This window comes from Streptomyces sp. NPDC006624 (genome assembly GCF_040611555.1).
Lineage (GTDB): Bacteria > Actinomycetota > Actinomycetes > Streptomycetales > Streptomycetaceae > Streptomyces.
The window spans coordinates 192,598-217,560 of sequence record NZ_JBEXOM010000009.1 but is presented as its reverse complement, the minus strand read 5'-3'; the positions used below and the strand labels follow the sequence as shown (position 1 = coordinate 217,560).

Annotated in this window: 22 protein-coding genes; 16 read left to right on the top strand and 6 right to left on the bottom strand. The window is 72.0% G+C overall.

Annotated features, from left to right (window positions below):
* Positions 1-49: 49 nt before the first annotated feature.
* Positions 50-1,207: a D-alanine--D-alanine ligase family protein gene (locus ABZY20_RS19270; protein WP_356442720.1), complete on the top strand. Its 1,158-nt coding sequence runs from the start codon at positions 50-52 to the stop codon at positions 1,205-1,207.
* Between the two features lie 21 nt (positions 1,208-1,228).
* On the opposite strand, the gene ABZY20_RS19265 is transcribed toward ABZY20_RS19270, so the two are convergent.
* Entirely contained in the window at positions 1,229-1,744 is a 516-nt protein-coding gene (locus tag ABZY20_RS19265) for a DUF3515 domain-containing protein (protein WP_356442719.1), read from the bottom strand.
* 20 nt (positions 1,745-1,764) lie between these two features.
* Positions 1,765-1,998, bottom strand: a complete 234-nt coding sequence (locus tag ABZY20_RS19260) for an Lrp/AsnC ligand binding domain-containing protein (protein WP_003997603.1) — start codon at positions 1,996-1,998, stop codon at positions 1,765-1,767.
* Positions 1,999-2,204: 206 nt separating this feature from the next.
* Between ABZY20_RS19260 and ABZY20_RS19255 the strand changes: the two genes are divergently transcribed.
* Both ABZY20_RS19255 and thiD read left to right on the top strand, forming a co-directional pair.
* Entirely contained in the window at positions 2,205-3,170 is a 966-nt protein-coding gene (locus ABZY20_RS19255; RefSeq protein WP_356442718.1) for a thiamine-phosphate kinase, read from the top strand.
* The gene (thiD, locus tag ABZY20_RS19250; RefSeq protein WP_356442717.1) at positions 3,167-3,958 is read left to right on the top strand and encodes a bifunctional hydroxymethylpyrimidine kinase/phosphomethylpyrimidine kinase; all 792 of its coding nucleotides are present in this window, start codon (positions 3,167-3,169) and stop codon (positions 3,956-3,958) included. Before ABZY20_RS19255 ends, thiD begins: the two co-directional genes overlap by 4 nt.
* 152 nt (positions 3,959-4,110) lie before the next feature.
* Here the strand turns inward: thiD and rpmB are convergent, their stop codons facing one another.
* Complete coding sequence (gene rpmB / locus ABZY20_RS19245; RefSeq protein WP_003993230.1) at positions 4,111-4,296, bottom strand: 50S ribosomal protein L28; 186 nt, start codon at positions 4,294-4,296, stop codon at positions 4,111-4,113.
* A 249-nt stretch (positions 4,297-4,545) separates the two neighbouring features.
* Between rpmB and ABZY20_RS19240 the strand changes: the two genes are divergently transcribed.
* The gene (locus tag ABZY20_RS19240; RefSeq protein WP_356442716.1) at positions 4,546-6,426 is read left to right on the top strand and encodes a DAK2 domain-containing protein; all 1,881 of its coding nucleotides are present in this window, start codon (positions 4,546-4,548) and stop codon (positions 6,424-6,426) included.
* 72 nt (positions 6,427-6,498) lie between these two features.
* On the opposite strand, the gene ABZY20_RS19235 is transcribed toward ABZY20_RS19240, so the two are convergent.
* Positions 6,499-8,172 carry an HSP90 family protein gene (locus ABZY20_RS19235; RefSeq protein WP_356442715.1) on the bottom strand — a complete coding sequence of 558 codons (1,674 nt, stop codon included), beginning with the start codon at positions 8,170-8,172 and terminating at the stop codon, positions 6,499-6,501.
* A gap of 186 nt (positions 8,173-8,358) precedes the next feature.
* On the opposite strand from ABZY20_RS19235, the gene ABZY20_RS19230 reads away from it, so the two are divergent.
* The 8 genes from ABZY20_RS19230 to mutM all read left to right on the top strand — a co-directional run bounded on the left by ABZY20_RS19230 (position 8,359) and on the right by mutM (position 16,759).
* Positions 8,359-11,601 carry a helicase-related protein gene (locus ABZY20_RS19230; RefSeq protein ID WP_356442714.1) on the top strand — a complete coding sequence of 1,081 codons (3,243 nt, stop codon included), beginning with the start codon at positions 8,359-8,361 and terminating at the stop codon, positions 11,599-11,601.
* Between the two features lie 113 nt (positions 11,602-11,714).
* A complete protein-coding gene (gene rsmD / locus ABZY20_RS19225) occupies positions 11,715-12,302 on the top strand; it encodes a 16S rRNA (guanine(966)-N(2))-methyltransferase RsmD (protein ID WP_356442713.1) in 588 nt (195 codons plus the stop codon).
* A 26-nt stretch (positions 12,303-12,328) separates the two neighbouring features.
* The gene (coaD, locus tag ABZY20_RS19220) at positions 12,329-12,808 is read left to right on the top strand and encodes a pantetheine-phosphate adenylyltransferase (RefSeq protein WP_356442785.1); all 480 of its coding nucleotides are present in this window, start codon (positions 12,329-12,331) and stop codon (positions 12,806-12,808) included.
* A 121-nt stretch (positions 12,809-12,929) separates the two neighbouring features.
* Entirely contained in the window at positions 12,930-13,991 is a 1,062-nt protein-coding gene (locus tag ABZY20_RS19215) for a cell division initiation protein (protein ID WP_356442712.1), read from the top strand.
* Positions 13,992-14,115: 124 nt separating this feature from the next.
* Positions 14,116-14,760: a YceD family protein gene (locus ABZY20_RS19210; RefSeq protein WP_356442711.1), complete on the top strand. Its 645-nt coding sequence runs from the start codon at positions 14,116-14,118 to the stop codon at positions 14,758-14,760.
* Positions 14,761-14,762: 2 nt separating this feature from the next.
* A complete protein-coding gene (gene rpmF / locus ABZY20_RS19205; RefSeq protein ID WP_007493396.1) occupies positions 14,763-14,936 on the top strand; it encodes a 50S ribosomal protein L32 in 174 nt (57 codons plus the stop codon).
* Positions 14,937-14,943: 7 nt separating this feature from the next.
* Positions 14,944-15,792: a ribonuclease III gene (rnc, locus tag ABZY20_RS19200; protein WP_356442710.1), complete on the top strand. Its 849-nt coding sequence runs from the start codon at positions 14,944-14,946 to the stop codon at positions 15,790-15,792.
* A 106-nt stretch (positions 15,793-15,898) separates the two neighbouring features.
* On the top strand, positions 15,899-16,759 hold the full coding sequence (gene mutM, locus ABZY20_RS19195; RefSeq protein WP_356442709.1) for a bifunctional DNA-formamidopyrimidine glycosylase/DNA-(apurinic or apyrimidinic site) lyase: 861 nt from the start codon (positions 15,899-15,901) through the stop codon (positions 16,757-16,759).
* On the opposite strand, the gene ABZY20_RS19190 is transcribed toward mutM, so the two are convergent.
* Together ABZY20_RS19190 and ABZY20_RS19185 are read right to left on the bottom strand one after the other, a co-directional pair.
* Positions 16,732-17,136, bottom strand: a complete 405-nt coding sequence (locus tag ABZY20_RS19190; protein WP_356442708.1) for a helix-turn-helix domain-containing protein — start codon at positions 17,134-17,136, stop codon at positions 16,732-16,734. The two genes, mutM and ABZY20_RS19190, sit on opposite strands and share 28 nt — an antisense overlap.
* A 53-nt stretch (positions 17,137-17,189) precedes the next feature.
* Positions 17,190-18,320: a CAP domain-containing protein gene (locus ABZY20_RS19185; RefSeq protein WP_356442707.1), complete on the bottom strand. Its 1,131-nt coding sequence runs from the start codon at positions 18,318-18,320 to the stop codon at positions 17,190-17,192.
* Positions 18,321-18,480: 160 nt separating this feature from the next.
* Here ABZY20_RS19185 and ABZY20_RS19180 point away from each other — a divergent pair, with 160 nt between their 5' ends.
* The 4 genes from ABZY20_RS19180 (at position 18,481) to ABZY20_RS19165 (ending at position 24,803) form a co-directional block, all read left to right on the top strand.
* Complete coding sequence (locus ABZY20_RS19180) at positions 18,481-18,762, top strand: acylphosphatase (protein ID WP_356442706.1); 282 nt, start codon at positions 18,481-18,483, stop codon at positions 18,760-18,762.
* A 383-nt stretch (positions 18,763-19,145) separates the two neighbouring features.
* Complete coding sequence (locus tag ABZY20_RS19175; protein ID WP_003993245.1) at positions 19,146-19,349, top strand: hypothetical protein; 204 nt, start codon at positions 19,146-19,148, stop codon at positions 19,347-19,349.
* Positions 19,350-19,559: 210 nt separating this feature from the next.
* A complete protein-coding gene (gene smc, locus ABZY20_RS19170; protein WP_356442705.1) occupies positions 19,560-23,162 on the top strand; it encodes a chromosome segregation protein SMC in 3,603 nt (1,200 codons plus the stop codon).
* A 222-nt stretch (positions 23,163-23,384) separates the two neighbouring features.
* On the top strand, positions 23,385-24,803 hold the full coding sequence (locus ABZY20_RS19165; RefSeq protein WP_356442704.1) for a sugar porter family MFS transporter: 1,419 nt from the start codon (positions 23,385-23,387) through the stop codon (positions 24,801-24,803).
* The last annotated feature ends 160 nt before the right edge of the window (positions 24,804-24,963 follow it).

Here is a 24,963-nt window from a genome sequence, read left to right as displayed (position 1 = left end):
GGCCGGGGCGCTGTCTCCGGGCACTACCAACGGGTACTCTCAACGCGATATGAGCACCGAGAACCTCCCCCAGAGCCCCGAGCAGCCGCCTCGCAAGCCGCGTGTGGCCGTCGTGTTCGGCGGCCGCAGCTCCGAACACGGGATCTCCGTGGTCACCGCCGGCGCCGTCCTCAAGGCCATCGACCGGACGAAGTACGACGTCCTGCCGATCGGCATCACCCAGGACGGCCGCTGGGCGCTCACGGCGGACGAACCGGAGCGGATGGCCATCGTCGACCGGCGCCCGCCGAGCGTGGAGGCCATCGCCGAGTCCGACGAGGGGGCCGTGATCCTCCCGGTCGACCCCGCCAGCCGCGAAGTCGTCTACAGCGAGCCCGGTTCGGTGCCGAAGGCGCTCGGCGAGGTCGACGTGGTCTTCCCGGTGCTGCACGGCCCGTACGGCGAGGACGGCACCCTGCAGGGTCTCCTGGAGCTCTCCGGCGTCCCGTACGTGGGCTCGGGTGTGCTCGCCTCGGCCGTCGGCCAGGACAAGGAGTACATGAAGCGGGTGTTCACCTCCTTCGGGCTCAAGGTCGGCCCGTACGTGGTGGTCAGGCCCCGCGAGTGGGAACGCGACGAGGCCGCCGCCCGCAAGAAGATCGTGGACTTCGCCGGCGAGCACGGGTGGCCGCTGTTCGTGAAGCCCTCGCGCGCCGGTTCGTCCATCGGCATCACCAAGGTCGACGACCTCTCCGGTCTGGACGAGGCGATCGCCGAGGCCCAGCGCCACGACCCGAAGATCATCGTCGAGGCGGCCCTGCGCGGCCGCGAGATCGAGTGCGGTGTCCTGGAGTTCGAGGACGGCCCCCGGGCCTCCGCCCCCGCCGAGATCCCGCCGCCCCAGGCCCAGGCGTACTACGACTTCGAGGCCAAGTACATCGACTCCACCCCGGGCATCGTCCCGGCGCCGCTGACGCCCGAGGAGACGGCCGAGGTGCAGCGCCTGGCGGTCGACGCCTTCGAGGCGGCGTCCTGCGAGGGACTGGTCCGCGCGGACTTCTTCCTCACCGAGGACGGCGAGTTCGTGATCAACGAGATCAACACCATGCCCGGCTTCACGCCCATCTCGATGTACCCGCAGATGTGGCAGGCGAGCGGGATCGGCTACCCGGAGCTGGTGGACCGCCTGGTGCAGGCGGCCCTGCGCAGGTCGACCGGCTTGCGGTGAGGCGCCCTTGAGGCACGGCGCTCAGGAGGCGATCCCCTCGGGGATCGCCTTTTTCACAGCCGCGGCCAGATCGATCAGGACGCCGGAGCTGTCCACCCCCTCCGGCACCGCCACCTCGACGTAGGCCGCACGGTTGGCCGTGGTGAAGCGATGGCCGCCGTCCTGCCGCTCCATGAGCCAGTCGACCCCGTTCACACCCCCGGCCACCGCGTCCTCGTCGCGCCCCTCGGCGACCTTCGGATCGACCATCTTCGGCGGCTGCGGCACACCGCATCGCAGTATGATCGCCGGGCTGCCCCAGGCCGCCGTCAACGCCGAGGCGGGCTCGGGATCCTCGCGACGCTCACCGCCCACCTTCGCGGGCAGTACCTTGTCCAGGTCGCGGCACAGTTCCGTGACCTTCGCGTCCGGACTGGGAACCGCCGCCGACGCGCTGTCGTCTGCTGAGGAGCAGCCCGCTGCCGTGATCAACAGCGCGACGGCGGGCAGTCGGGACAGGTGCGGTACACGACGGTGCCGGTGACGGAAAGAGTTCACCGGCACAGGGTAGACGGGGGCTACAGATGCACGACCGGGCAGGTCAGGGTGCGGGTGATGCCGTCCACCTGCTGAACCTTGGCGACCACCATGCGACCGAGGTCGTCGACGGTGTCGGCCTGGGCCCGCACGATCACGTCGTACGGTCCCGTCACGTCCTCGGCCTGGATGACCCCAGGGATCTTGCTGATCGTCTCGGCGACGGTCGACGCCTTGCCGACCTCCGTCTGGATCAGGATGTACGCCTGTACCACGGAACCTCCAGGGCGGCCACGAGGATCATGTGGGGAAAAGGAACGCCACGGTATCGCGTTGCCGCTCACCGCGGGGAGACCCGCGGGCACCGGGTCTTGCGCGCCGGGGCGCGGGTCCGGCAGAACGTGACGGTCACCTCGACCGTAGCGAGGACCGAGATGCCCCGCGACCGGGCACGGACAGGGACAGAAGGGGAGAAAGGGCAATGAAGGGCACTGTTGGTGAGCTCGGTGAGTTCGGGCTCATCAGGGAGCTCACCTCCCGTCTGACCACCACCCCGGCGGTCCGGGTCGGCCCCGGCGACGACGCCGCCGTGGTGGCCGCGCCCGACCGCAGGGTCGTGGCCAGTACGGACATCCTGGTGGAGGGCCGGCACTTCCGCCGGGACTGGTCGACGGCCTACGACGTCGGCCGCAAGGCGGCCGCGCAGAACCTCGCGGACATCGCCGCCATGGGCGCCGTGCCGACCGCGCTGCTGCTCGGCCTGGTCGTCCCGGCCGAACTGCCGGTGACGTGGCCGAGCGAGCTGATGGACGGCCTGCGCGACGAGTGCCAGGTGGCGGGCGCGGCCGTGGTCGGCGGCGACGTCGTACGCGGCGACTCGATCATGGTGTCGATCACCGCGCTCGGCGACCTGCGCAACCAGGAGCCCGTGACGCGGGCGGGCGCGCAGCCCGGCGACCTGGTCGCGGTGACCGGCTGGCTGGGCTGGTCGGCGGCCGGGTACGCGGTGCTCTCCCGGGGGTTCCGCTCGCCGCGGGCGTTCGTGGAGGCGCACCGGCGGCCGGAACCGCCGTACCACGCCGGTCCGGCGGCCGCCGGGCTCGGGGCGACCGCGATGTGCGACGTGAGCGACGGGCTGATCGCCGACCTCGGGCACATCGCCGAGGCCAGCAAGGTGCGCATCGACATCCGCTCCGGGGCCATCGACATCCCGACGCAGATGAACGACATCGGGCAGGCCGTGGGCGTCGACCCGATGCAGTGGGTGCTGACCGGGGGAGAGGACCACGCGATCGTGGCGACGTTCCCGCCGGACGTGAAGCTGCCCGCCCGCTGGAAGGTCATCGGCGAGGTGCTCAACCCCTCGGCGCTGCCCCAGGTGACGGTCGACGGGGCGCCGTGGACCAGCAAGGGCGGCTGGGACCACTTCGGGGAGATGGAGTCGTGATCCCCACGGTCCTCACGGTGGCGGGCTCCGACTCGGGCGGCGGCGCGGGCATCCAGGCCGACCTGAAGACGATGCTCGCGCTCGGGGTGCACGGCATGAGCGTCCTGACGGCGGTGACGGCACAGAACTCCCTCGGTGTGCAGGGAGCTTGGGAGCTGCCCGCTCAGGCCGTGCGGGCGCAGTACCGCAGCGTCGTCGACGACATCGGCGTCCGGGCGGTCAAGACCGGCATGCTCGCCTCCGCGGAACTGGTGGAGACGGTCGCCGAGTTGCTGGCGGGCACGGACGCCCCGGCGGTGGTGGACCCGGTCGGGGTCTCCAAGCACGGCGACTCCCTGCTCGCCGCCTCGGCGCTGGACTCCGTTCGTACGAAGCTGCTGCCGGTCGCGGCGGTCGCCACACCCAACCTCGACGAGGTCGCCCAGCTGACCGGCGTGCGCGTCGAGTCGGAGGGCGACATGCGGCGGGCCGCGGCGGCGGTGCTCGGGTACGGGCCGCGCTGGGTGCTGATCAAGGGCGGGCACCTGCCCGGGGACGCCGTCGATCTGCTCACCGACGGCTCCGACGAACACTGGTTGCGGGCGCCGCGCCATGACAACCGCCACACGCACGGCACCGGCTGCACACTGGCCTCCGCGATCGCCGCGCGGCTCGCGCAGGGCGACTCGGTGCCGGATGCGGTGACGGCGGCCAAGGAGTACGTCACCGGGGCGATCGCGGCCGGCTTCGCGCTCGGCGGGGGGATCGGGCCGGTGGACCACGGCTGGCGGTTCCGGGGGGACGGGTAGCCGCACCGGGCGGCGGGCCGCTGTTGCCGGGCGCTGCTCTCCGGAGCGGCACCCGGGCACACCAAGCGGCACTCGGGTACGCCAAAGAGCCGGTCCACGCGAGGTGGACCGGCTCTGCAGCGAACCGACAGTGGCCGCGCGCTAGCTGAGCGTCAGCGCGAGACCTTGCCGGCCTTGATGCACGAGGTGCAAGCGTTCACGCGCTTCGGCGTCCCGCCCACCACGGTACGCACACGCTGGATGTTCGGGTTCCAGCGGCGGGACGTACGGCGGTGCGAGTGCGAGATGTTGTTGCCGAAGCCCGGCCCCTTGCCGCAGACGTCGCAGTTGGCAGCCACGGGTCACTCCAAAGACTTCAGATGCACTTACGGTTGATCCCGGCATGCCGGGATCAGGATCGATGATCTGAGTGGCGCTGCCAGGGGGAATGGCCCGATGTGGATCGGGCAACCGGAGCAGCATACAACGACTGCTCCAGTGCAACGAAACTACCATGGCCGGCCCGGTGCCCACCCCGGGCCGTGTTCCGGTGGACACGGCTCCGGGGTCTACGCTGCCTGCCACGTCCAGCAGCTCAGGGAGGCGCAGTGGCGCAGGTGCCGCAGACATTCCTCGATGCGGTCGCGGTGCGCACCTGGTGCGGTCTCGCGCTCGAGACGCTGGGGCGGGCGCGTGAGGAGATCGACGCGATCAACGTCTATCCCGTGGCCGACGGGGACACCGGCACGAACCTGTACCTGACCGTGGAGTCGGCCGCCGCGGCGGTCGAGGCGGTGTTCGCGGGGCACGCGGCGGGATCCGGCCCGGACGGGCGGCCGACGCTCTCCGACGCCGTCCGGGCCATGGCCCACGGCGCGCTGATCGGGGCCCGCGGCAACTCCGGGACGATCCTGGCGCAGCTGCTGCGCGGCATGGCCCAGGTGCTGGCCGGCGGCGAGGGGCCGCACGCCGACGGACCGGGGCTGCGCGAGGCCCTGCGGCGCGCGGCGGACTCGGCCCGCCAGGCCGTGGCCCACCCCGTGGAGGGCACGGTCCTCACCGTCGCCTCGGCCGCCGCCGACGCCGCGGACAGCGCCGAGGGCGACTGCGGCACGGTGGCCCGGGCGGCCTACGCGGGCGCGCGGGCGGCTCTGGCGGCGACCCCGGGGCAGCTGGCCGTGCTGGAACGCGCCGGGGTGGTGGACGCCGGGGGCCGCGGGCTGGTGGCGGTGCTCGGGGCGCTGGTGGAGACGTTCACGGGGGAGAGGCCGCGGGCCGTGCCGGTGAGTGCCGTCACGGCTGCGGGCCGTGCCGCGCCCGGCGTTCCCGGGGCCCGGACCGCCGGACAGGGGGATGCCGGGCAGGGCGACGCCGGGGGCGCGGTGGGTGCCCACGCACGCGTGGCGGCCGTGCAGGCCGGTGAGCCTGTGCCGGCCGCCGGGGCCGTACGCCTCGGTGAGCCGGGGCCGGGCGCGGACGGCGGGCCGGTCCCTGCCCCGCACGCGTGCGGGGAGGCGGCCACCGGTGACTCCGGCGACGGCGGTGCCGCAGTCGCCGGCGGGGACGGCCCCGCGTTCGAGGTGATCTACCTCCTGGAGGCCGGGGACGCGGCCGTCGCGCGGCTGCGCGAGCGGCTCGACGGGCTCGGCGACTCACTGGTCGTGGTCGGCGGGGACGGACTGTGGAACGTGCACGTCCATGTCGACGACGCGGGCGCGGCCGTCGAGGCCGGTATCGAGGCCGGGCGGCCGTACCGGATCCGGATCACGCACTTCGGCGCCGGCGACGTGCACACCACGGGCGCCGAGCGTCCGCCCAGGGAGCGCGCGCAGCGGGCCGTCGTGGCCGTCGTGCCCGGCGAAGGGCTGGCCGGGCTGTACGCCGAGGCCGGCGCGACCACCGTGCTCGCCCGCCCCGGGGAGCCGCCCGCGAGCGGCGAGCTGGTGCAGGCCGTACGACGGGCCCACGCGCGCGAGGTGGTGCTGCTGCCCAACGACGCCGAGCTGCGCCACACCGCCGCCGCCGCGGCCGAGCAGGTCCGCACGGAGGGCGTCCGGGTGGCACTCATCCCGACCCGCTCGGCGGTCCAGGGCATCGCGGCCCTGGCCGTGCACGAGCCGGAGCGCCGCTTCGACGAGGACGTGGTGTCCATGACCTCGGCCGCCGGTGCCACCCGCTACGCCGAGGTCACCGTCGCCGAGGCCGAGTCCTGGACGATGGCCGGGATCTGCCAGGCCGGTGACGTCCTGGGCCTGATCGACGGCGACGTGGCCGTGATCGGCTCGGACGTCGCGGCCACCGCCGAAACGGTCCTGGACCGGATGCTCGCGGCCGGGGGCGAGATGGTCACCCTGGTGCTCGGCGACGACGCCCCCGACACCGTCGCCGAGCACCTGGAGAGCCGGGTCCGCGAGGGATACCTCGCCGTCGACACGGTGGTGTACCGGGGCGGGCGGCAGGGGGCGCTGCTGCTCATCGGTGTCGAGTAGGGCGGGCCGTTCAGTCCCGGTCCTCCGCCGCGACGCGCAGCAGGTGCCCGGCCTCGGACCGCCGCGAGCGAATCACGTCGCCGCCGCGGTCCGCCGCGCCGTCGCCGCCGGAGCCCTTCGCGCCGTCGCCGTAGCCGTCGTAGGCCGCCAGCACCGCACGCGCGCGTCGTCGGCCTGCGCCTCGGCATCGGCCCGGGCCTGCTCGTGCCGGGCGTCCCGGTCGTCGAGGTGCAGCGCGGGCAGGGAGAGCGGGTGGAACGCCCGCAGGACGACATCGCAGCCGAGCGGGTCGAGCCGGGCCCGCGCGGCCGCCAGGAAGCCGGACAGGGCCAGTTCCCCGGCCGGGTCGACCGCGTCCAGGTGCGCGGTCACCGTCTCGGCGTCCAGCTCGGCCACCACCGTCCCGGGCCGCACCGACGGCAGCGCCTCCACCAGCTCGCTGTCGTACGTGTAGCCGCCGTTGACCACACCGATGCCCTGCGCCGACGCGATCGCGGCGACCTGCCGGTACTCCTCGACGGTCCGCGTGAAGTGCACCACCGGGTGCCGCTGCACGAACTCCTCCAGGGACAGCCGCCCGTCGGAGGTCTCGAACGGCAGCCACGGCAGCATCGTGCGCAGCATCTCGCGGTCGTGCCGGGCCAGCGACTTCACGCCCAGGTGGTGCACCGACAGGAACGCCGCGAGCCGCTCCGGATCCCCGGCCGCCAGGCCCGTCAGCCAGGCGCGGATCCGCTCGCCCAGCGCCTCCCGTACGGCGGCCAGCGTCTCGTCCTCGTACAGCGCCTCGCGCGACGCCGTCGGCCGCAGACTGTCGGTGTCGAGCACGCAGCGCACGAAGAACGCCCAGTCGGGCAGCAGCTGTTCGGCCCGCTCGGTCAGCAGCATGCCCTTCAGGTGCACCCGGTGGCCCGCGCGCCGGGCCGGGCTCACCGCGGAGGGCAGCACGTACGCCACCCCGCGCACGCCGGCCAGCGGCACGGTCAGGTCGATCGTGTCCAGGGGTGTGAAGCCGAACAGGTCGTGGCAGTGCCGCGCGAGGGCGGTGCGGCGGGCGGCCGGGCCCGGGTACGCCCGGTCCCAGGGCGTGGGCAGGTCGGTGACCGCCTCCTCGCCCACGCGGACGTCGTACGGCAGCAGCGAGCCGAAGTCCCGTGCCAGCGCGCCGACCCGCTCGGGCGCGAGCCACTGCGCGCACCCCGCCCGCGCCACCAGATGCACGGTCGTGCCCGGTTCGGGCCGGTCGGCGTCCGGCAGCGTCCGCACGGTGTACGAACCGTCGTCCGACGCCGTCCACTCCACCGGCGGCGCCTGCGGCGTGCGGGCGCTGCGGCTGACCACCCGGATCCGCTCGGCGACCACGAAACAGGCCAGCAGACCGATGCCGGACTGCCCGAGGAAGTCCGACCGGGCCTCCTGCAGCCCCTCGGCCCGCTTGGAACTGCGCCCGATCGTGGCCAGCAGGCTGTGCACGTCGTCCTCGGTGAGCCCCACGCCGGTGTCCTCCACGCGCAGGGACCCGCCCTCCGCGTGCAGCCGCACCCGGGCCGGGGCGTCCGGCTCGTCCGTGCGCCGGGCAGTGACGGCGTCCACGGCGTTCTGCAGCAGCTCGCGCAGATACACCTTGGGACTGGAGTAGAGGTGAGGGGAGAGCAGGTCCACCGGACCACGCAGGTCGACCTGGAACCTATGAGGTGACTGGGGCGAAGGTGCCGCCTGGGATGCCTGTGAGGTCTGGGAGTCCATCTTCACGGCGCCGGTGGGGGACTCGCGACGGCGCGGGGTCGGGCGGTCCCGGTGGGGCGTGACCGCGAAGGAGGGCCGGGAGCGCGTCATCCCAAGGCGCGAACCAGCCGCCTGACCAGGGATTTCCGGGATCTTTACGGCGATACGGCCGCGGCCCGCGGGCCGTTGTCAGTGCGGTGGTGTGCAATGGATCTCGTGCCCGCACTGGAAGAACCGCTGCAACAGCCGCTGAAGTCGGTGCTCGGCCCCGCCACCGCGAAGGTGATGGCCGAGCACCTCGGCCTGCTCACCGTCGGCGACCTGCTCCACCACTACCCGCGCAGATACGAGGAGCGCGGCCAGCTCACCCACCTCGCCGACCTCCCCATGGACGAGCACGTCACGGTGGTCGCCCAGGTCGCCGACGCCCGCCTGCACACGTTCGCCTCGGCCCGGGCGCCGCGCGGCAAGGGCCAGCGCCTGGAGGTCACGATCACGGACGGCAGCGGGCGCCTCCAGCTGGTCTTCTTCGGCAACGGCGTGCACAAGCCCCACAAGGAGCTCCTGCCGGGCACGCGCGCGATGTTCGCCGGCAAGGTCTCCGTCTTCAACCGCCGTCTCCAACTGGCCCATCCGGCCTACGAGTTGCTGCGCGGCGACCCCGAGGAGTCCGTCGAGACCTGGGCCGGCGCCCTGATCCCGATCTACCCGGCCACCGCCAAGCTGGAGTCCTGGAAGATCGGCAAGGCGCTCCAGACGGTCCTGCCCACCGCGCGGGAGGCGGCCGACCCGCTGCCGGAGTCCCTGCGCGAGGGCCGCGGCCTGATCCCGCTCCCCGAGGCCCTCCTGAAGATCCACCGCCCGCACACCAAGGCGGACATCGAGGACGCCCGCTCCCGCCTCAAGTGGGACGAGGCCTTCGTCCTCCAGGTCGCCCTCGCCCGCCGCCGCCACGCGGACGCCCAACTCCCCGCCGTCGCCAGGAAACCGGCCCCCGACGGCCTGCTCACGGCCTTCGACGCCCGCCTCCCCTTCACCCTCACCGACGGCCAGCAGCGGGTCTCCCGGGAGATCTTCGACGACCTGGCGACCGAGCATCCGATGCACCGGCTGTTGCAGGGGGAGGTGGGCTCCGGGAAGGCCCAGCCCCTCGACGCGCAGGTGCTCACCCCCATGGGCTTCCGTCGCATGGGAGATCTGCGGGTGGGTGATGAGGTGGTCGTGCCGGACGGAGACATCGGGCTGATCGACGGTGTCTTCCCGCAGGGTGAGCGCGATGTGTGGCGCCTGGTCCTGTCCGACGGGAGTTCCGTCGAGTGCGACGACGAGCATCTCTGGATCGTCACCACGAGCTGTGGGTGGCACCGTGGCCAGACTCCCAAGGTCATGACGACCCGGGAGATCCGTCTCGACACCTTCGAGGCCGACGGGTCCTCGAAGTGGTACATCCCGCCCGCGCAGCCGGTCGACCTCGGCGGCGACGCCGGGCTGCCCCTCGACCCTTACCTGATGGGGCTGCTGCTGGGGGATGGTTCATTCCGGCACAGTCTCCGTCTCTCCACCATCGACGACGAGATCCGTGAGGCGGTGGCGGCGGCAGTGGCGCCTGATTGCCGGCTGGTACCGGTGAAGGGGTCCCCCTGTGACCACACGATCCAGCTCAGGCAACGTGCTGGAGGCATGCGGAATCCGGTCATCCAGGTCTTGCGCGAGTTGGGCCTCTGGGGAAGGACGTCCCACGACAAGTTCGTCCCTCCGGCTTTCAAGAACGCTTCGATCAAGGACCGTCTCGCCCTCCTGCAAGGGCTTCTGGACACGGACGGCACCGTCCAGGCCGACGGCCTGAGCATCTCCCTCTGCTCGGCTTCACGCCGGCTCGCGGAGGACGCCGCGTGGCTCGTACGCTCTCTGGGCGGCCGGGCACGCGTGCTGCCGGGGAAAGCCGCGTACACCGTGCAGGTGTCGCTGCCGGACGTGTACGCCCCCTTCCGGCTCACCCGCACAGCAGAACGCGTGCGTCCGAGGCCGAAGTACAACACGTTCCGGCGCGGCATCCGGGCGGTCGAGTACGTGGGGCGGAAGCCCGTCCAGTGCATCAGCGTCGCCCACCCCAGCCACGCCTACATCACCGACAACTTCACCGTCACCCACAACACCATGGTCGCCCTGCGCGCCATGCTCGCCGTCGTCGACGCCGGCGGCCAGGCGGCCATGCTCGCGCCCACCGAGGTGCTCGCCCAGCAGCACCACCGGTCGGTCGTCGAGATGATGGGCGAGCTCGCCGAGGGCGGCATGCTGGGCGGGGCCGAGCAGGCCACCAAGGTGGTGCTGCTCACCGGCTCCATGGGCGCCGCCGCCCGCCGACACGCCCTGCTCGACCTCGCCACCGGCGAGGCAGGCATCGTCATCGGCACGCACGCGCTGATCGAGGACAAGGTCCAGTTCCACGACCTGGGCCTGGTCGTGGTCGACGAGCAGCACCGCTTCGGCGTCGAGCAGCGCGACGCCCTGCGCGGCAAGGGCAAGCAGCCCCCGCACCTGCTCGTCATGACCGCCACGCCCATCCCGCGCACGGTCGCGATGACGGTCTTCGGCGACCTGGAGACCTCCGTCCTCGACCAGTTGCCGGCCGGCCGCTCCCCGATCGCCAGCCATGTCGTCCCGGCCGCCGACAAGCCCCACTTCCTGGCCCGCGCCTGGGAGCGGGTCCGCGAGGAGGTGGCCAACGGCCACCAGGCGTACGTCGTCTGCCCCCGCATCGGCGACGAGGAGGACGACCCGAAGAAGTCCGGCGGGAAGAAGCCGCCGGAGTCCCCGGAGGACGCCGCCGAGAAGCGCCCGCCCCTCGCCGTGCTGGACGTGGCCGACCAGCTCGCCAAGGGCCCGCTGCAGGGCCTGCGCGTGGAGGTCCTGCACGGCCGTATGCACCCGGACGACAAGGACGCCGTCATGCGCCGCTTCGCCGCGGGCGACACCGACGTCCTGGTCGCCACCACGGTCATCGAGGTCGGCGTCAACGTCCCCAACGCCACCGCCATGGTGATCATGGACGCCGACCGCTTCGGCGTCTCCCAGCTCCACCAGCTGCGCGGCCGGGTCGGCCGCGGCTCGGCCCCCGGTCTGTGCCTGCTGGTCACGGAGATGCCCGAGGCGAGCGCGGCCCGCCAGCGCCTGAACGCCGTCGCCTCCACCCTCGACGGCTTCGAGCTCTCCCGCATCGACCTCGAACAGCGCCGCGAGGGCGACGTCCTCGGCCAGGCCCAGTCGGGCGCCCGCACCAGCCTGAGGATGCTCGCGGTCATCGAGGACGAGGAGATCATCGCCGAGGCCCGGGAGGAGGCGACGGCCGTCGTGGCGCAGGACCCGGAGCTGACCCGCCTCCCGGCCCTGCGGACGGCTCTGGACGCCCTGCTGGACGAGGAGAGGGAGCAGTACCTGGAAAAGGGGTGAGGGTGACCGCCCCTCCTTCAGGAGCGCGGGGCTGTACCTCATGTGCGGCTACCGCCGCGCGGGCGCGACCAGCCACACTGATACGGAAAGCCGCCCACGACCAAGGACCGAAGATGACCCGCGTGATCGCCGGCACGGCCGGCGGACGCCGCCTGGCCGTCCCGCCAGGCACAGGAACCCGCCCCACCTCGGACCGGGCCCGCGAGGGCCTCTTCTCCACCTGGCAGTCCCTCCTCGGCGGCGCGCTGGACGGCGAACGCGTCCTCGACCTCTACGCGGGATCAGGAGCCGTCGGCCTGGAGGCACTCTCCCGGGGCGCGGGCCACACTCTCCTGGTCGAGGCCGATGCGAGAGCCGCCCGCGTCGTCCGCCAGAACGTGAGGAACCTCGGCCTCCCCGGCGCCGAGGTCAGAGCGGGCAAAGCGGAACAGATCATCCGCACCGCACCCCCCGGTGACCCGTACGACCTCGTCTTCCTCGATCCCCCGTACGCCGTCACGGACGACGATCTTCGCGAGATCCTGCTCACACTCCGCGCGGAAGGCTGGCTCGCCGGAGAAGCCCTCGTCACCGTGGAGCGCAGCACCAGAGGCGGCGAATTCCGGTGGCCCGAGGGTTTCGAACCCCTGCGGGCCCGTCGCTACGGCGAGGGAACGTTTTGGTACGGTCGCGCCGCCTCTACGTGCGAAGACGCACGATGACCGGACCGGAGAGCGAGGGATCACAAGTGCGCCGCGCCGTCTGTCCCGGGTCGTTCGACCCGATCACCAACGGACACCTCGACATCATCTCCCGCGCCTCCAGGCTGTACGACGAGGTCTACGTCGCGGTGATGATCAACCAGGCCAAGAAGGGCCTGTTCGAGATCGACGAGCGGATCGACCTGATCCGCCGGGTCACCGCCGAGTACGGCAACGTCCGCGTCGAGGCCTTCCACGGGCTGCTCGTCGACTTCTGCAAGCAGCGCGACATCCCCGCCATCGTCAAGGGCCTGCGCGCGGTCAGCGACTTCGACTACGAGCTGCAGATGGCCCAGATGAACAACGGCCTCTCGGGCGTGGAGACCCTCTTCATCCCCACCAACCCCACCTACAGCTTCCTGTCGTCCTCCCTGGTCAAGGAGGTCGCGACCTGGGGCGGCGACGTCTCCCACCTGGTGCCCGAGGAGGTCCTGCAGGCCCTTGCCGAGCGGCTGCGGAAGGACTGAACGCGCCCCGGGCGCCCCGCGGTGACCTGACAACCCGTCACCCGGTGTCCCGCGGCGACCCCATGGCCGTACAGTCGTCCCGTCCGTCTCCAAGGCATCAGTAGAGAGTGGCGAGCACACGGTGGACGTGCAGAAGAAGCTCGACGAGATCGTCACCACGGTCTCCGGCGCCCGGTCCATGCCCATGTCGGCCTCGTGCGTGGTCAACCGCGCCGAGCTGCTCGCGATGCTGGAAGAGCTGCGCGCGGCGCTGCCCGACTCCCTCGCCCAGGCGCGGGAGCTGATCGGCGACCGCGAGCAGATGGTCGAGCAGGCCCGTCAGGAGGCCCAGCGGATCATCGAGAGCGCGCACGCCGAGCGCGGGTCGCTGATCTCCGACACCGAGATCGCCCGCCGCTCCCAGGCCGAGGCCGACCGGATCCTCGCCGAGGCCCGCCAGGAGGCCGAGGAGGTCCGCGCCGAGGCCGACGACTACGTCGACTCCAAGCTCGCCAACTTCGAGGTCGTCCTCACCAAGACCCTCGGCTCCGTCGGCCGCGGCCGCGAGAAGCTCCTCGGCACCGGCCCGGGCACCGACGAGCGCGGCTACGAGGACGAGGACGCCCCCGAGCGCAGCCACGACCCGGAGACCCAGCGCCGTACCGCCGACGAGTACGTCGACGCCAAGCTCGGCGCCTTCGAGGCGGTCCTCGCCAAGACCCTGGACGCCGTCGGCCGGGGCCGGCAGAAGCTGCACGGCCGGATCGCCACCGACGACCTCGGCGCCCTGGCCGACGACACCAGCACCGTCCAGCACTCCAGCGACGCCGACTACCTCGCCGGCCTGGCCGGCCACGCCGAGCAGCCGCCCACCCCCGCCGAGCCGCCCGCCGCCCCCCAGCAGGACTACGCGACGCCCCAGCCGGCGTACGGCTACCAGCAGCAGCCCGACCCCTACGGCGGCTACCCGCAGCAGGCCTACGCCGCCCAGCAGGACCCGTACGGCTACCAGCAGGCCGATCCCTACGCCTACCAGGGCTACGACCCGCAGCAGGCCGGATACGACCAGAACCAGAACCAGGCGCAGCAGCAGGAGCAGCAGGGGCAGCAGGGATACGCCCTCGACGAGACCAGCCTGTTCGACACCAGCATGATCAGCGCCGAGCAGCTGCGGGCCTACGAGCAGGGCCGCGGCCAGGGCTGAGGACCGGATTGGGCCGACAGCGAAAGGTCCAGTATCCTGGCTCTTCGGTCGCGCGTACGTCCGTGATCACCGCTGCCCGGGAACACCGCAGGGCAGCTCCCGAGCTGGAAGACCGAAAGCAGGAATGGCCCTGAACGCCCGCCTCGACCACCGTAATCCCCTCGTGTTCGACACACACGAGCTGGGACGGCGTCCTGGTGCGCTGCAGCGCCTGACCCGCACGGTCGACGCTCCCAAGGACCTCGGTATCAAGGGAGTCATCGGAGTGCCGGAAGGCGCCCCGGTGGAGCTCGACCTCCGCCTGGAGTCGGTCATGGAAGGGGTGCTCGTCACAGGCACCGCCCGTGCCACGGCCGAGGGGGAGTGCGTAAGGTGTCTGGAGCCGCTGGAGCAGCAGCTCGAAGCGGACTTCCAGGAGATGTTCTCGTACCCTGACGCCGACGACCGGGGCCGCGCGATCGCGGAACCGGGCGACGACGCCGAGGACGACGAGGACAGGCTCTTTCTCGAGGACGGCCTGTTCGACCTCGAGCCCGTGCTGCGGGACGCGGTGGTGCTCGCACTGCCGATGCAGCCGGTGTGCCGGGAGGACTGCCCTGGTCTGTGTGCCGAGTGCGGCGCACGCCTGGCGGACGACCCGGACCACCATCACGATGCCGTCGACATCCGTTGGGCGGCTTTGCAGGGACTCGCCGACACCATGTCGGACGGCGAGAAGGACGAGATGAGCGGCGCCGAAGCGGGCGTCGACGAGAAGCAGGAGAAGTAGCCGTGGCTGTTCCGAAGCGGAAGATGTCGCGCAGCAACACGCGCCACCGCCGGTCGCAGTGGAAGGCTGCGGTCCCCACCCTGGTTGCGTGCGAGCGCTGCCACGAGCCCAAGCTGCAGCACATCGCGTGCCCGTCGTGCGGCACCTACAACAAGCGCCAGGTCCTCGAGGTCTGAGCGGCTGGTGAGAGGCACTGTGTCCACGCCTAAGAACAAGTCTTCCCGCGCGAGCGGGAGTGCTCCGGCGGACAACCAGGCCTCGTCCCACACGCTTCTGGAAGGGCGGCTCGGCTACCAGGTCGAGTCCGCCCTTCTGGTGCGAGCACTGACCCACCGGTCGTACGCATACGAGAACGGCGGTCTGCCGACCAACGAGCGCCTGGAGTTCCTCGGGGACTCCGTCCTCGGCCTCGTGGTCACGGACACGCTGTACCGCACCCACCCCGACCTCCCAGAAGGCCAGCTGGCCAAGCTGCGGGCCGCGGTGGTGAACTCGCGTGCGCTGGCCGAAGTGGGCCGCGGGCTCGACCTGGGCTCCTTCATCCGGCTCGGCCGCGGTGAAGAGGGCACGGGCGGCCGGGACAAGGCGTCCATCCTCGCCGACACCCTGGAAGCGGTGATCGGCGCGGTCTACCTCGACCAGGGACTGGACTCGGCGGCGGAGCTGGTGCACCGCCTGTTCGACCCCCTGATCGAGAAGTCGTCCAACCTCGGTGCCGGCCTGGACTGGAAGACCAGTCTCCAGGAGCTCACCGCGACCGAAGGACTCGGCGTTCCCGAGTACCTGGTCACGGAGACCGGCCCCGACCACGAGAAGACCTTCACTGCTGCCGCCCGCGTCGGAGGCGTCTCGTACGGCACCGGCACCGGCCGCAGCAAGAAGGAGGCGGAGCAGCAGGCCGCCGAGTCCGCCTGGAGGTCCATCCGGGCCGCGGCGGACGAGCGCGCCAAGGCGGCGAAGGAAGCCGAGGCGACGCAGACGGCAGCCGTTGAGGCCGCCCACACGGCTGTCGACAGCAGCGTCGACGGCTGACGAACGGGCCGCCGCCCCCGGGCGACGGCCGCAGAGCGCACCCGAGCGCCCGCCCCCGCCCGGGGGCGGGCGCTCGGTCATCCACCAGGTTCGTGACGGGGGATCCATGCCCGAGTTGCCCGAGGTCGAGGTCGTGCGGCGGGGACTTCAGCGGTGGGTCGCCCACCGGACCGTCGCCGAGGCCGAGGTGCTGCACCCGCGTGCGGTGCGCCGCCACCTCGCGGGTGCCGACGACTTCGCGCACCGCCTCAAGGGCCACCGCATCGGCGTCCCGAGCCGCCGCGGCAAGTACCTGTGGCTGCCCCTGGAGGACACGGACCAGTCGATCCTGGCCCACCTCGGTATGAGCGGCCAGCTGCTGGTCCAGCCGCACACGGCCCCGGACGAGAAGCACCTGCGCGTCCGCGTCCGCTTCACCGACGCCCTGGGGACCGAACTGCGCTTCGTCGACCAGCGCACCTTCGGCGGCCTGTCGCTGCACGAGAACACCCCGGCCGGCCTGCCCGACGTCATCGCGCACATCGCCCGGGACCCGCTCGACCCGCTCTTCGACGACGAGGCCTTCCACCAGGCACTGCGCCGCAAGAGGTCCACGATCAAACGGGCCCTGCTCGACCAGTCACTGATCAGCGGCGTCGGCAACATCTACGCCGACGAGGCCCTGTGGCGCTCCCGCATCCACTACGAGCGCCCGACGGCGACCTTCACCCGCCCGCGCACGCACCTGCTGCTGGGCCATGTGCGGGACGTCATGAACGCCGCCCTCGCCCAGGGCGGCACCAGCTTCGACAGCCTCTACGTCAACGTCAACGGCGAGTCCGGCTACTTCGACCGGTCGCTGGACGCGTACGGGCGTGAGGGCCTGCCGTGCCGGCGGTGCGGCACGCCGATGCGCCGCCGGGCGTGGATGAACCGGTCGAGCTACTTCTGCCCGGCGTGTCAGAGGCCGCCGCGCGCCTCGTCGTAACGCCGGCGGGCCTGGAGCACCTCGTCCATCCGCCCCTCCACGAAGTGGATGAGGCTCAGCAGCCGCTCGGCGACCCCGCGGCCGAGCGGCGTCAGCTCGTAGTCCACCCGCGGCGGGTTGGTCGGCTGTGCCTCGCGGTGCACCAGACCGTCCCGCTCCAGGGCGTGCAGCGTCTGCGACAGCATCTTCTCGCTGACACCGTCGACCCGGCGGCGCAACTCGTTGAAGCGCAGGGAGCCCTCGTACAGGGCGCCGAGGGTCAGCCCGCCCCAGCGGCCGGTGACGTGCTCCAGCGTGCCGCGCGAGGGGCACGCCTTGGCGAACACGTTGTAGGGGAGGTCGTCCAGTCCCTCCGCGGACTCCTGGGTGGTGGTCATAGAGCCAGCGTACGGCAGCGCAGCGCTAACCGACAGGTTGCGCTAACCGTCGGTCAGTAGCCGAAGTTCTGCGTCCACCAAGGGCCGCCCGAGCCGAACTCGACGCCGACGCCGAGCGTCTTGAAGTCGCAGTTCAGTATGTTGGCGCGGTGGCCGGGGCTGTTCATCCAGGCGTCCATCACGGCCGCCGCGGTGCCCTGACCGCGGGCTATGTTCTCGCCGCCGAGGTTGGCTATCCCGGCCTTCTCGGCCCGGTCCCACGGGGTCCGGCCGTCGGGGTCGGTGTGGTCGAAGAAGCCGCGGGCGGCCATGTCCTCGCTGTAGTCCTGGGCCAGGCCGGCCAGGGCGCTGTTTGCGGCGACCGGGGTGCAGCCGACCTTGGCCCGCTCCTCGTTGACGAGGCTGAGCACCTGGGCCGCGGCGGCCGACTCCTGGGAGAGGGCGGCGGAAGCGCCGGGCGCCTTGGGCGCCTTCGTGGCCGTGCGCGAGGGCTTGGGCTCCGGCTTCTCGCTGGGCGTCTGCGCCGGTGCCTTCTTCTCCGGGGTCTTCTCCGGCGTCTTCTCCGCCTTCTCCGGCGTCTTCGTCGGCGCGGCCGACGACTTCGACTCGGACGGCGACGGCGAGGCGGAGCGCTCGGTGCCCCGGCTGGTCGGCGCCTCGTCCCGGCTCTCGGCGCTGCCGGAGGTGCCGCCCTGCCCGGTCGGCGTGTTGGTCGGCACGTCGCCGGCCTGCACGTTGTCGGCGCCGCTGCCGCCGCCGAGCTTGTAGTTCTCCAGGCCGGGCACCGCGCCGGTGGCGACCGCGACCGTGCCGAGGGCGACGGCGGCGGACACGCCGAGCAGGCCGCCGCGCACCGGGCGCGCGGCCTTCTTCCGGCGCCGGTGGGCGCCGGCGCGGCGGGCTCCGCCGTCGGGCGTGAAGCCGTCGCTCGCGTAGACGGCCGTGTCGTCGTAGTAACGGTCACCGGGCGCGGGCGCCTCGGCCCCGAACAGGTAGGCCTCGCTCTGCGCGTAGGTGCCGGCGTACGCCTCGGGGTTCAGGTAGGGCGCGATGCCCATCGTCGGGGCCTCGTCCACGCCGGGGTACAGCGGATCGTGGCCCTCCGCGAAGCCGTCGGTGTGGGTGATCCCCGTCGCGCGGCCCGTGGCGGCGCGGCCGGCGGCGGAGCGTCGGTGGCGTCCCATGTCCTGGCCTTCCTCGTCCTGGCGGTCGACTCGTCGCGAGATCAACACCAAACTCACTCGATCGTGTGAGTTTCATATGAGATTCGTTGATGGGGGACGGTACCGCATGGCGCAAGGGGAGGAAGTGCCCGGAGGGAGATTGGGCGGTTAGGTTGCAGTCATGAGCGAGGATGTGCGGTTGGTCGCCTGGGTGCGAGGACGCGTCCAAGGTGTGGGTTTCCGCTGGTTCACCCGGGCCAAGGCCCTGGAGATCGGCGGTCTGAGTGGCTTTGCTCTCAATTTGGGCGACGGTCGCGTCCAAGTGGTCGCCGAAGGGGCCCGGGAGGGCTGTCAAGACCTCCTGGAGTGGCTCCAGGGTGACGACACGCCCGGCCGCGTGGACGGCGTCACCGAGATCTGGGACACACCTCGCGGCGGTTACGAGGGCTTCGCGATCCGCTGACCCCGCACCGCCGGGCGGCCTCCCCGGCCGCCCGCGAGCGGCCCGCCGGACGCCGCCGGAAACGGAAACTCGCTGGTGATTGCCGAGAACCGCTTGCCTCGGCGCGCCGCACACGCAAGGATGATCGCCACGCCCCGAGGGCCCCGCACAGACCGCCACGATGCCGTTCCAGGCCGTGTGCGGACGGGTCGCCTTCCAATACGGGGCGTGATCGTGTTGACCGTCAAACTTTTTGGTGAGACGCTGAAAGCACCCCGCGCACCTTAGCTGTTTGGCATGGCTGAACGGCAGCACAACTGAAGGCCCTGCCAAGCACCGCGGGTGCGAATCCCTCACGACCCACACCGCATCGGTCGGTCACTCATTGTGGAGGACCATCCATCATGGCAAAGGCGCTTCTCGGTTACGTCGGCGGCTCCGACCCTCGACTCCTCGCCGAGATGCGACGGCTCCAGCAGCGCGTCCAGGACCTGGAATCCGAGCTCGTACGGATCCAGGCCGAGAACGAGGCGCTGACGGCTGCCGCTTCTCACGACAGGATCATGGAGAGCGTTGACGCACACCAGGCGGAGCCTGCGCTCACCTGATCACTGCACCGCTCCACATCGGTACGGCAGTGGTCGGGCCGCCCGTCACAACCGCTCAGTGTCAGAAGTGCAAGGGACGCCACCGGCGTCCCTTCTTTCTTTCCCCGCGCATCCTTTCACCGTCTTTAACGTCTGGTCTGCCCTGCGCGTTCAACAGTGAAACCGCGGGTTCATGGAGTGAGACGTACCCGGGCGGTAAAGTCCGGCGGCGTGCACCTCAAGGCCCTGACCCTCCGCGGGTTCAAGTCGTTCGCCTCGGCGACCACCCTCCGGTTCGAGCCGGGGATCACGTGCGTCGTCGGACCGAACGGCTCGGGCAAGTCCAACGTCGTCGACGCGCTCAGCTGGGTCATGGGCGAGCAGGGCGCCAAGTCGCTGCGCGGCGGCAAGATGGAGGACGTCATCTTCGCCGGCACCACCGGCCGCCCGCCCCTGGGCCGCGCCGAGGTGTCCCTGACCATCGACAACTCCGACGGCGCCCTGCCCATCGAGTACGCCGAGGTCACCATCACGCGGATCATGTTCCGCAACGGCGGCAGCGAGTACCAGATCAACGGCGACACCTGCCGCCTGCTCGACATCCAGGAACTCCTCTCCGACTCCGGCATCGGCCGGGAGATGCACGTCATCGTCGGGCAGGGCCAGCTCGACTCGGTGCTGCACGCCGACCCGATGGGCCGCCGCGCCTTCATCGAGGAGGCCGCCGGCGTCCTGAAGCACCGCAAGCGCAAGGAGAAGGCGCTGCGGAAGCTGGACGCGATGCAGGCCAACCTCGCGCGCGTGCAGGACCTCACCGACGAACTCAGACGCCAGCTCAAGCCGCTCGGCCGGCAGGCCGCCGTCGCCCGCAGGGCCGCCGTCATCCAGGCCGACCTGCGCGACGCCCGCCTGCGCCTGCTCGCCGACGACCTGGTGCGCCTCCGCGAGGCGCTCAAGGCGGAGGTCGCCGACGAGGCCGCCCTGAAGGAGCGCAAGGAGGCCGCCGAGGAGGAGCTGAGGAAGGCCCAGCAGCGCGAGGCCCTCCTGGAGGACGAGGTACGGCGGCTCGCGCCGCGCCTGCAGCGGGCCCAGCAGACCTGGTACGAGCTCTCCCAGCTCGCCGAGCGGGTGCGCGGCACGATCTCGCTGGCCGACGCCCGCGTCAAGAGCGCCACCTCGGCGCCGCCCGAGGAGCGGCGCGGCCGCGACCCCGAGGACATGGAGCGCGAGGCCGCCCGCATCCGCGAACAGGAGGCCGAGCTGGAGGCGGCCCTGGAAGCGGCCGAACGTGCCCTGGAGGACACGGTTGCCCACCGCGCCGAGCTGGAACGCGCCCTGATCCAGGAGGAGCGGCGCCTGAAGGACGTCGCCCGGGCCATCGCCGACCGGCGCGAGGGACTGGCCCGGCTCAGCGGCCAGGTCAACGCGGCCCGCTCCCGGGCGGCCTCCGCGCAGGCCGAGATCGAGCGCCTGGCCGCCGCCCGCGACGAGGCGCAGGAACGTGCCGTCGCCGCCCAGGAGGAGTACGAGGCACTCCAGGCCGAGGTCGACGGCCTCGACGCCGGCGACGCCGAACTCGCCGAGCGGCACGAGGCGGCCAGGCAGCGGCTCGCCGACGCCGAGTCCGCCCTCACGGCAGCCCGCGAGGCGGCCACGGCCGCGGAGCGCCGGCGCGCCGCCACCCAGGCCCGCCACGAGGCCCTGGCCCTCGGTCTGCGCCGCAAGGACGGCACCGGCATCCTCCTCGCGGCGAAGGACCGGCTCTCCGGCCTGCTCGGCCCGGCGGCGGAGCTCCTCACGGTCACCCCGGGCCACGAGGCCGCCCTCGCGGCGGCCTTCGGCGCCGCCGCGGACGCGGTCGCGGTGACGAGCCCGGCGTCGGCCGCGGACGCGATCAGGCTGCTCCGCAAGCAGGACGGCGGCCGGGCCACCCTGCTCCTGGCGGGAGACAACTCCGGGGACACGGCACCGCACCCGATGTGCGACTGCCGCAGCACGGGCGTGACCGGCCCCGACGCAGCCGCAGACGCACGGCACACCCACGCCGCCGATCTGGTCCGCGGCCCCTCCGAACTGATGCCCGCCGTCCGGCGGCTGCTGCACGGCATCGTCGTCGTCGGCACCCTCGAAGACGCCGAGGACCTCGTCTACACCCACCCCCGTCTCACGGCGGTGACCGCCGAGGGCGACCTGCTGGGCGCCCACTTCGCCCACGGCGGCTCCGCCGGTGCCCCGAGCCTGCTCGAAGTGCAGGCCTCCGTCGACGAGGCCGCCGCCGAGCTGGAGCAGCTGGCCGTGCGCTGCGAGGAACTGGCCGAGGCGCAGCGGCAGGCCGTCGAGCGGCGCGGGGAGTGCGCCGCGCTGGTCGAGGAGCTGGGGGAGCGGCGCCGGGCCGCCGACCGGGAGAAGTCGGCCGTCGCCCAGCAGCTCGGACGGCTCGCCGGGCAGGCGCGGGGCGCGGCCGGGGAGGCCGAGCGGTCCGCCGCCGCCGCGGCCCGGGCGCAGGACGCCCTCGACACCGCGCTCCAGGAGGTCGAGGAACTCGCCGAGCGGCTCGCCGTCGCCGAGGAGACACCGATCGAGGAGGAGCCCGACACCGCCGTACGGGACCGGCTCGCCGCCGACGGTGCCAACGCCCGCCAGACCGAGATGGAGGCCCGCCTCCAGGTCCGTACGCACGAGGAACGGGTCAAGGGCCTGGCAGGGCGGGCCGACTCCCTGGACCGGGCCGCCCGGGCGGAGCGCGAGGCACGCGCGCGTGCCGAGCAGCGACGGGCCCGGCTGCGGCACGAGGCGGCCGTCGCCGAGGCCGTGGGCTCGGGCGCCCGGCAGCTGCTCGCGCACGTCGAGGTCTCCCTGGCACGCGCCGACGAGGAGCGCGCCGCCGCCGAGGCCGCCAAGGCCCGCCGCGAGCAGGAACTCGCCCGCGCCCGCACCGAGGGACGCGATCTCAAGGCCGAACTCGACAAGTTGACGGATTCGGTCCACCGGGGCGAGGTACTCGGCGCCGAGAAGCGGCTGCGGATCGAGCAGCTGGAGACCAAGGCGCTGGAGGAGCTGGGTGTCGAACCGGCCGGGCTGGTGGCGGAGTACGGCCCGCACCAGCTGGTGCCGCCCTCGCCCCCCGCCGACGGCGAGGAGCTGCCGGAGGATCCGGAGCATCCGCGCAACCGGCCGAAGCCGTACGTCCGCGCCGAGCAGGAGAAGCGCCTGAAGGCGGCCGAGCGTGCCTACCAGCAGCTCGGCAAGGTGAACCCGCTCGCCCTGGAGGAGTTCGCGGCGCTGGAGGAACGCCACCAGTTCCTCAGCGAGCAGCTGGAGGACCTGAAGAAGACCCGGGCGGACCTGTTGCAGGTGGTGAAGGAGGTCGACGAGCGGGTCGAGCAGGTCTTCACCGAGGCCTACCGGGACACCGCCCGGGAGTTCGAGGGCGTCTTCAGCCGGCTCTTCCCCGGTGGCGAGGGACGGCTGGTCCTGACCGACCCCGACAACATGCTCACCACGGGCGTGGACGTCGAGGCCCGTCCGCCGGGCAAGAAGGTCAAGCGGCTGTCACTGCTCTCCGGTGGGGAGCGGTCGCTGACGGCCGTGGCCCTGCTGGTGTCGATCTTCAAGGCCCGGCCGAGCCCGTTCTACGTCATGGACGAGGTCGAGGCCGCCCTGGACGACACCAACCTCCAGCGGCTCATCCGGATCATGCAGGAGCTCCAGGAAGCCTCCCAGCTGATCGTGATCACCCACCAGAAGCGCACGATGGAGGTCGCCGACGCGCTGTACGGCGTCTCCATGCAGGGCGACGGTGTGTCGAAGGTCATCAGCCAGCGCCTGCGCTAGATGCGTGCACTGCACACTGGTCCCACCTGCGCTTCCCCGTGATTTCAAGGCTTGAACACACTCCTGTCACACCCCTGCCGCATTTCCACAGCAGCTCACCTATTGACTTCGAAACTTGAAGGCATAGTCTCGGCAACGTTCCTTTTACCTTCAGGTACCTTCAGGTGGACCTCGAAGGGCTGACCCCCTCCGGCGGCGTTGCCGGTGGCCCGAGGAGTACACGTGACCAGCACAACGCAGGCACCCAAGTCAGGAGCCAGGACGGCTCATCCCGATCATCTCGGGCACGTCATCTTCATCGCGGCGGCCGCCGCGATGGGCGGTTTCCTCTTCGGATACGACAGTTCCGTGATCAACGGCGCCGTCGAGGCCATCCGGGACCGCTACGACGTCGGCTCCGCGGCCCTCGCCCAGGTCATCGCCATCGCCCTGATCGGCTGCGCCGTCGGCGCCGCCACCGCCGGGCGCATAGCCGACCGCATCGGCCGCATCCGGTGCATGCAGATCGCCGCCGTCCTCTTCACCGTCAGCGCCGTCGGCTCCGCGCTGCCCTTCGCCCTGTGGGACCTCGCCTTCTGGCGCGTCGTCGGCGGCTTCGCCATCGGCATGGCCTCCGTGATCGGCCCGGCCTACATCGCCGAGGTCGCCCCGCCCGCCTACCGCGGCCGGCTCGGCTCCTTCCAGCAGGCCGCGATCGTCATCGGCATCGCCGTGTCGCAGCTGGTCAACTGGGGTCTGCTGAACGCCGCCGACGGCGACCAGCGCGGCGAGCTGATGGGCCTGGAGGCCTGGCAGGTCATGCTCGGCGTCATGGTCGTCCCGGCCGTCCTCTACGGGCTGCTGTCCTTCGCGATCCCCGAGTCCCCGCGCTTCCTGATCTCCGTCGGCAAGCACGAGCGCGCCCGCGAGATCCTCACCGAGGTCGAGGGCAAGGACATCGACCTGGACGCCCGTGTCGCCGAGATCGAGGGCGCCATGAAGAGCGAGCACCGCTCCAGCTTCAAGGACCTGCTCGGCGGCAGCTTCTTCTTCAAGCCGATCGTCTGGGTCGGCATCGGCCTGTCGGTGTTCCAGCAGTTCGTCGGCATCAACGTCGCGTTCTACTACTCCTCGACGCTGTGGCAGTCGGTCGGCGTCGACCCGACGGACTCGTTCTTCTACTCCTTCACGACGTCGATCATCAACATCGTCGGCACCGTCATCGCGATGATCTTCGTCGACCGCATCGGCCGCAGGCCGCTGGCGATCATCGGCTCGGTCGGCATGGTCATCGGCCTGGCCCTGGAGGCCTGGGCGTTCTCCCACCACCTGGTCGACGGCAGGCTGCCCGCCACGCAGGGCTGGATCGCCCTGGTCGCCGCGCACGTCTTCGTCCTCTTCTTCGCCCTGTCCTGGGGCGTGGTGGTCTGGGTCATGCTCGGCGAGATGTTCCCCAACCGGCTCCGCGCCGCCGCCCTGGGCGTGGCCGCCGCCGCGCAGTGGATCGCCAACTGGGCCATCACCGCGAGCTTCCCGTCGCTGGCCGACTGGAACCTGTCCGTCACGTACGTGATCTACACGGCCTTCGCCGCGCTCTCCATCCCGTTCGTCCTGAAGTTCGTCAAGGAGACGAAGGGCAAGTCCCTGGAGGAGATGGGCTGAGTCCCGCCCCGCGCTCGGGGAGGAGGGCTCAAGTCCCCGCTGCCCCTCTCCCCGTGACCCGCCGCCGCCCCGGTTCGGCCACTGCCCGAGCCGGGGCGGCGGTCTGTCGTCCCACCGGACGAGGACGCCCCCGGGGCGACGAGGTGAAGCGTGCGACCGT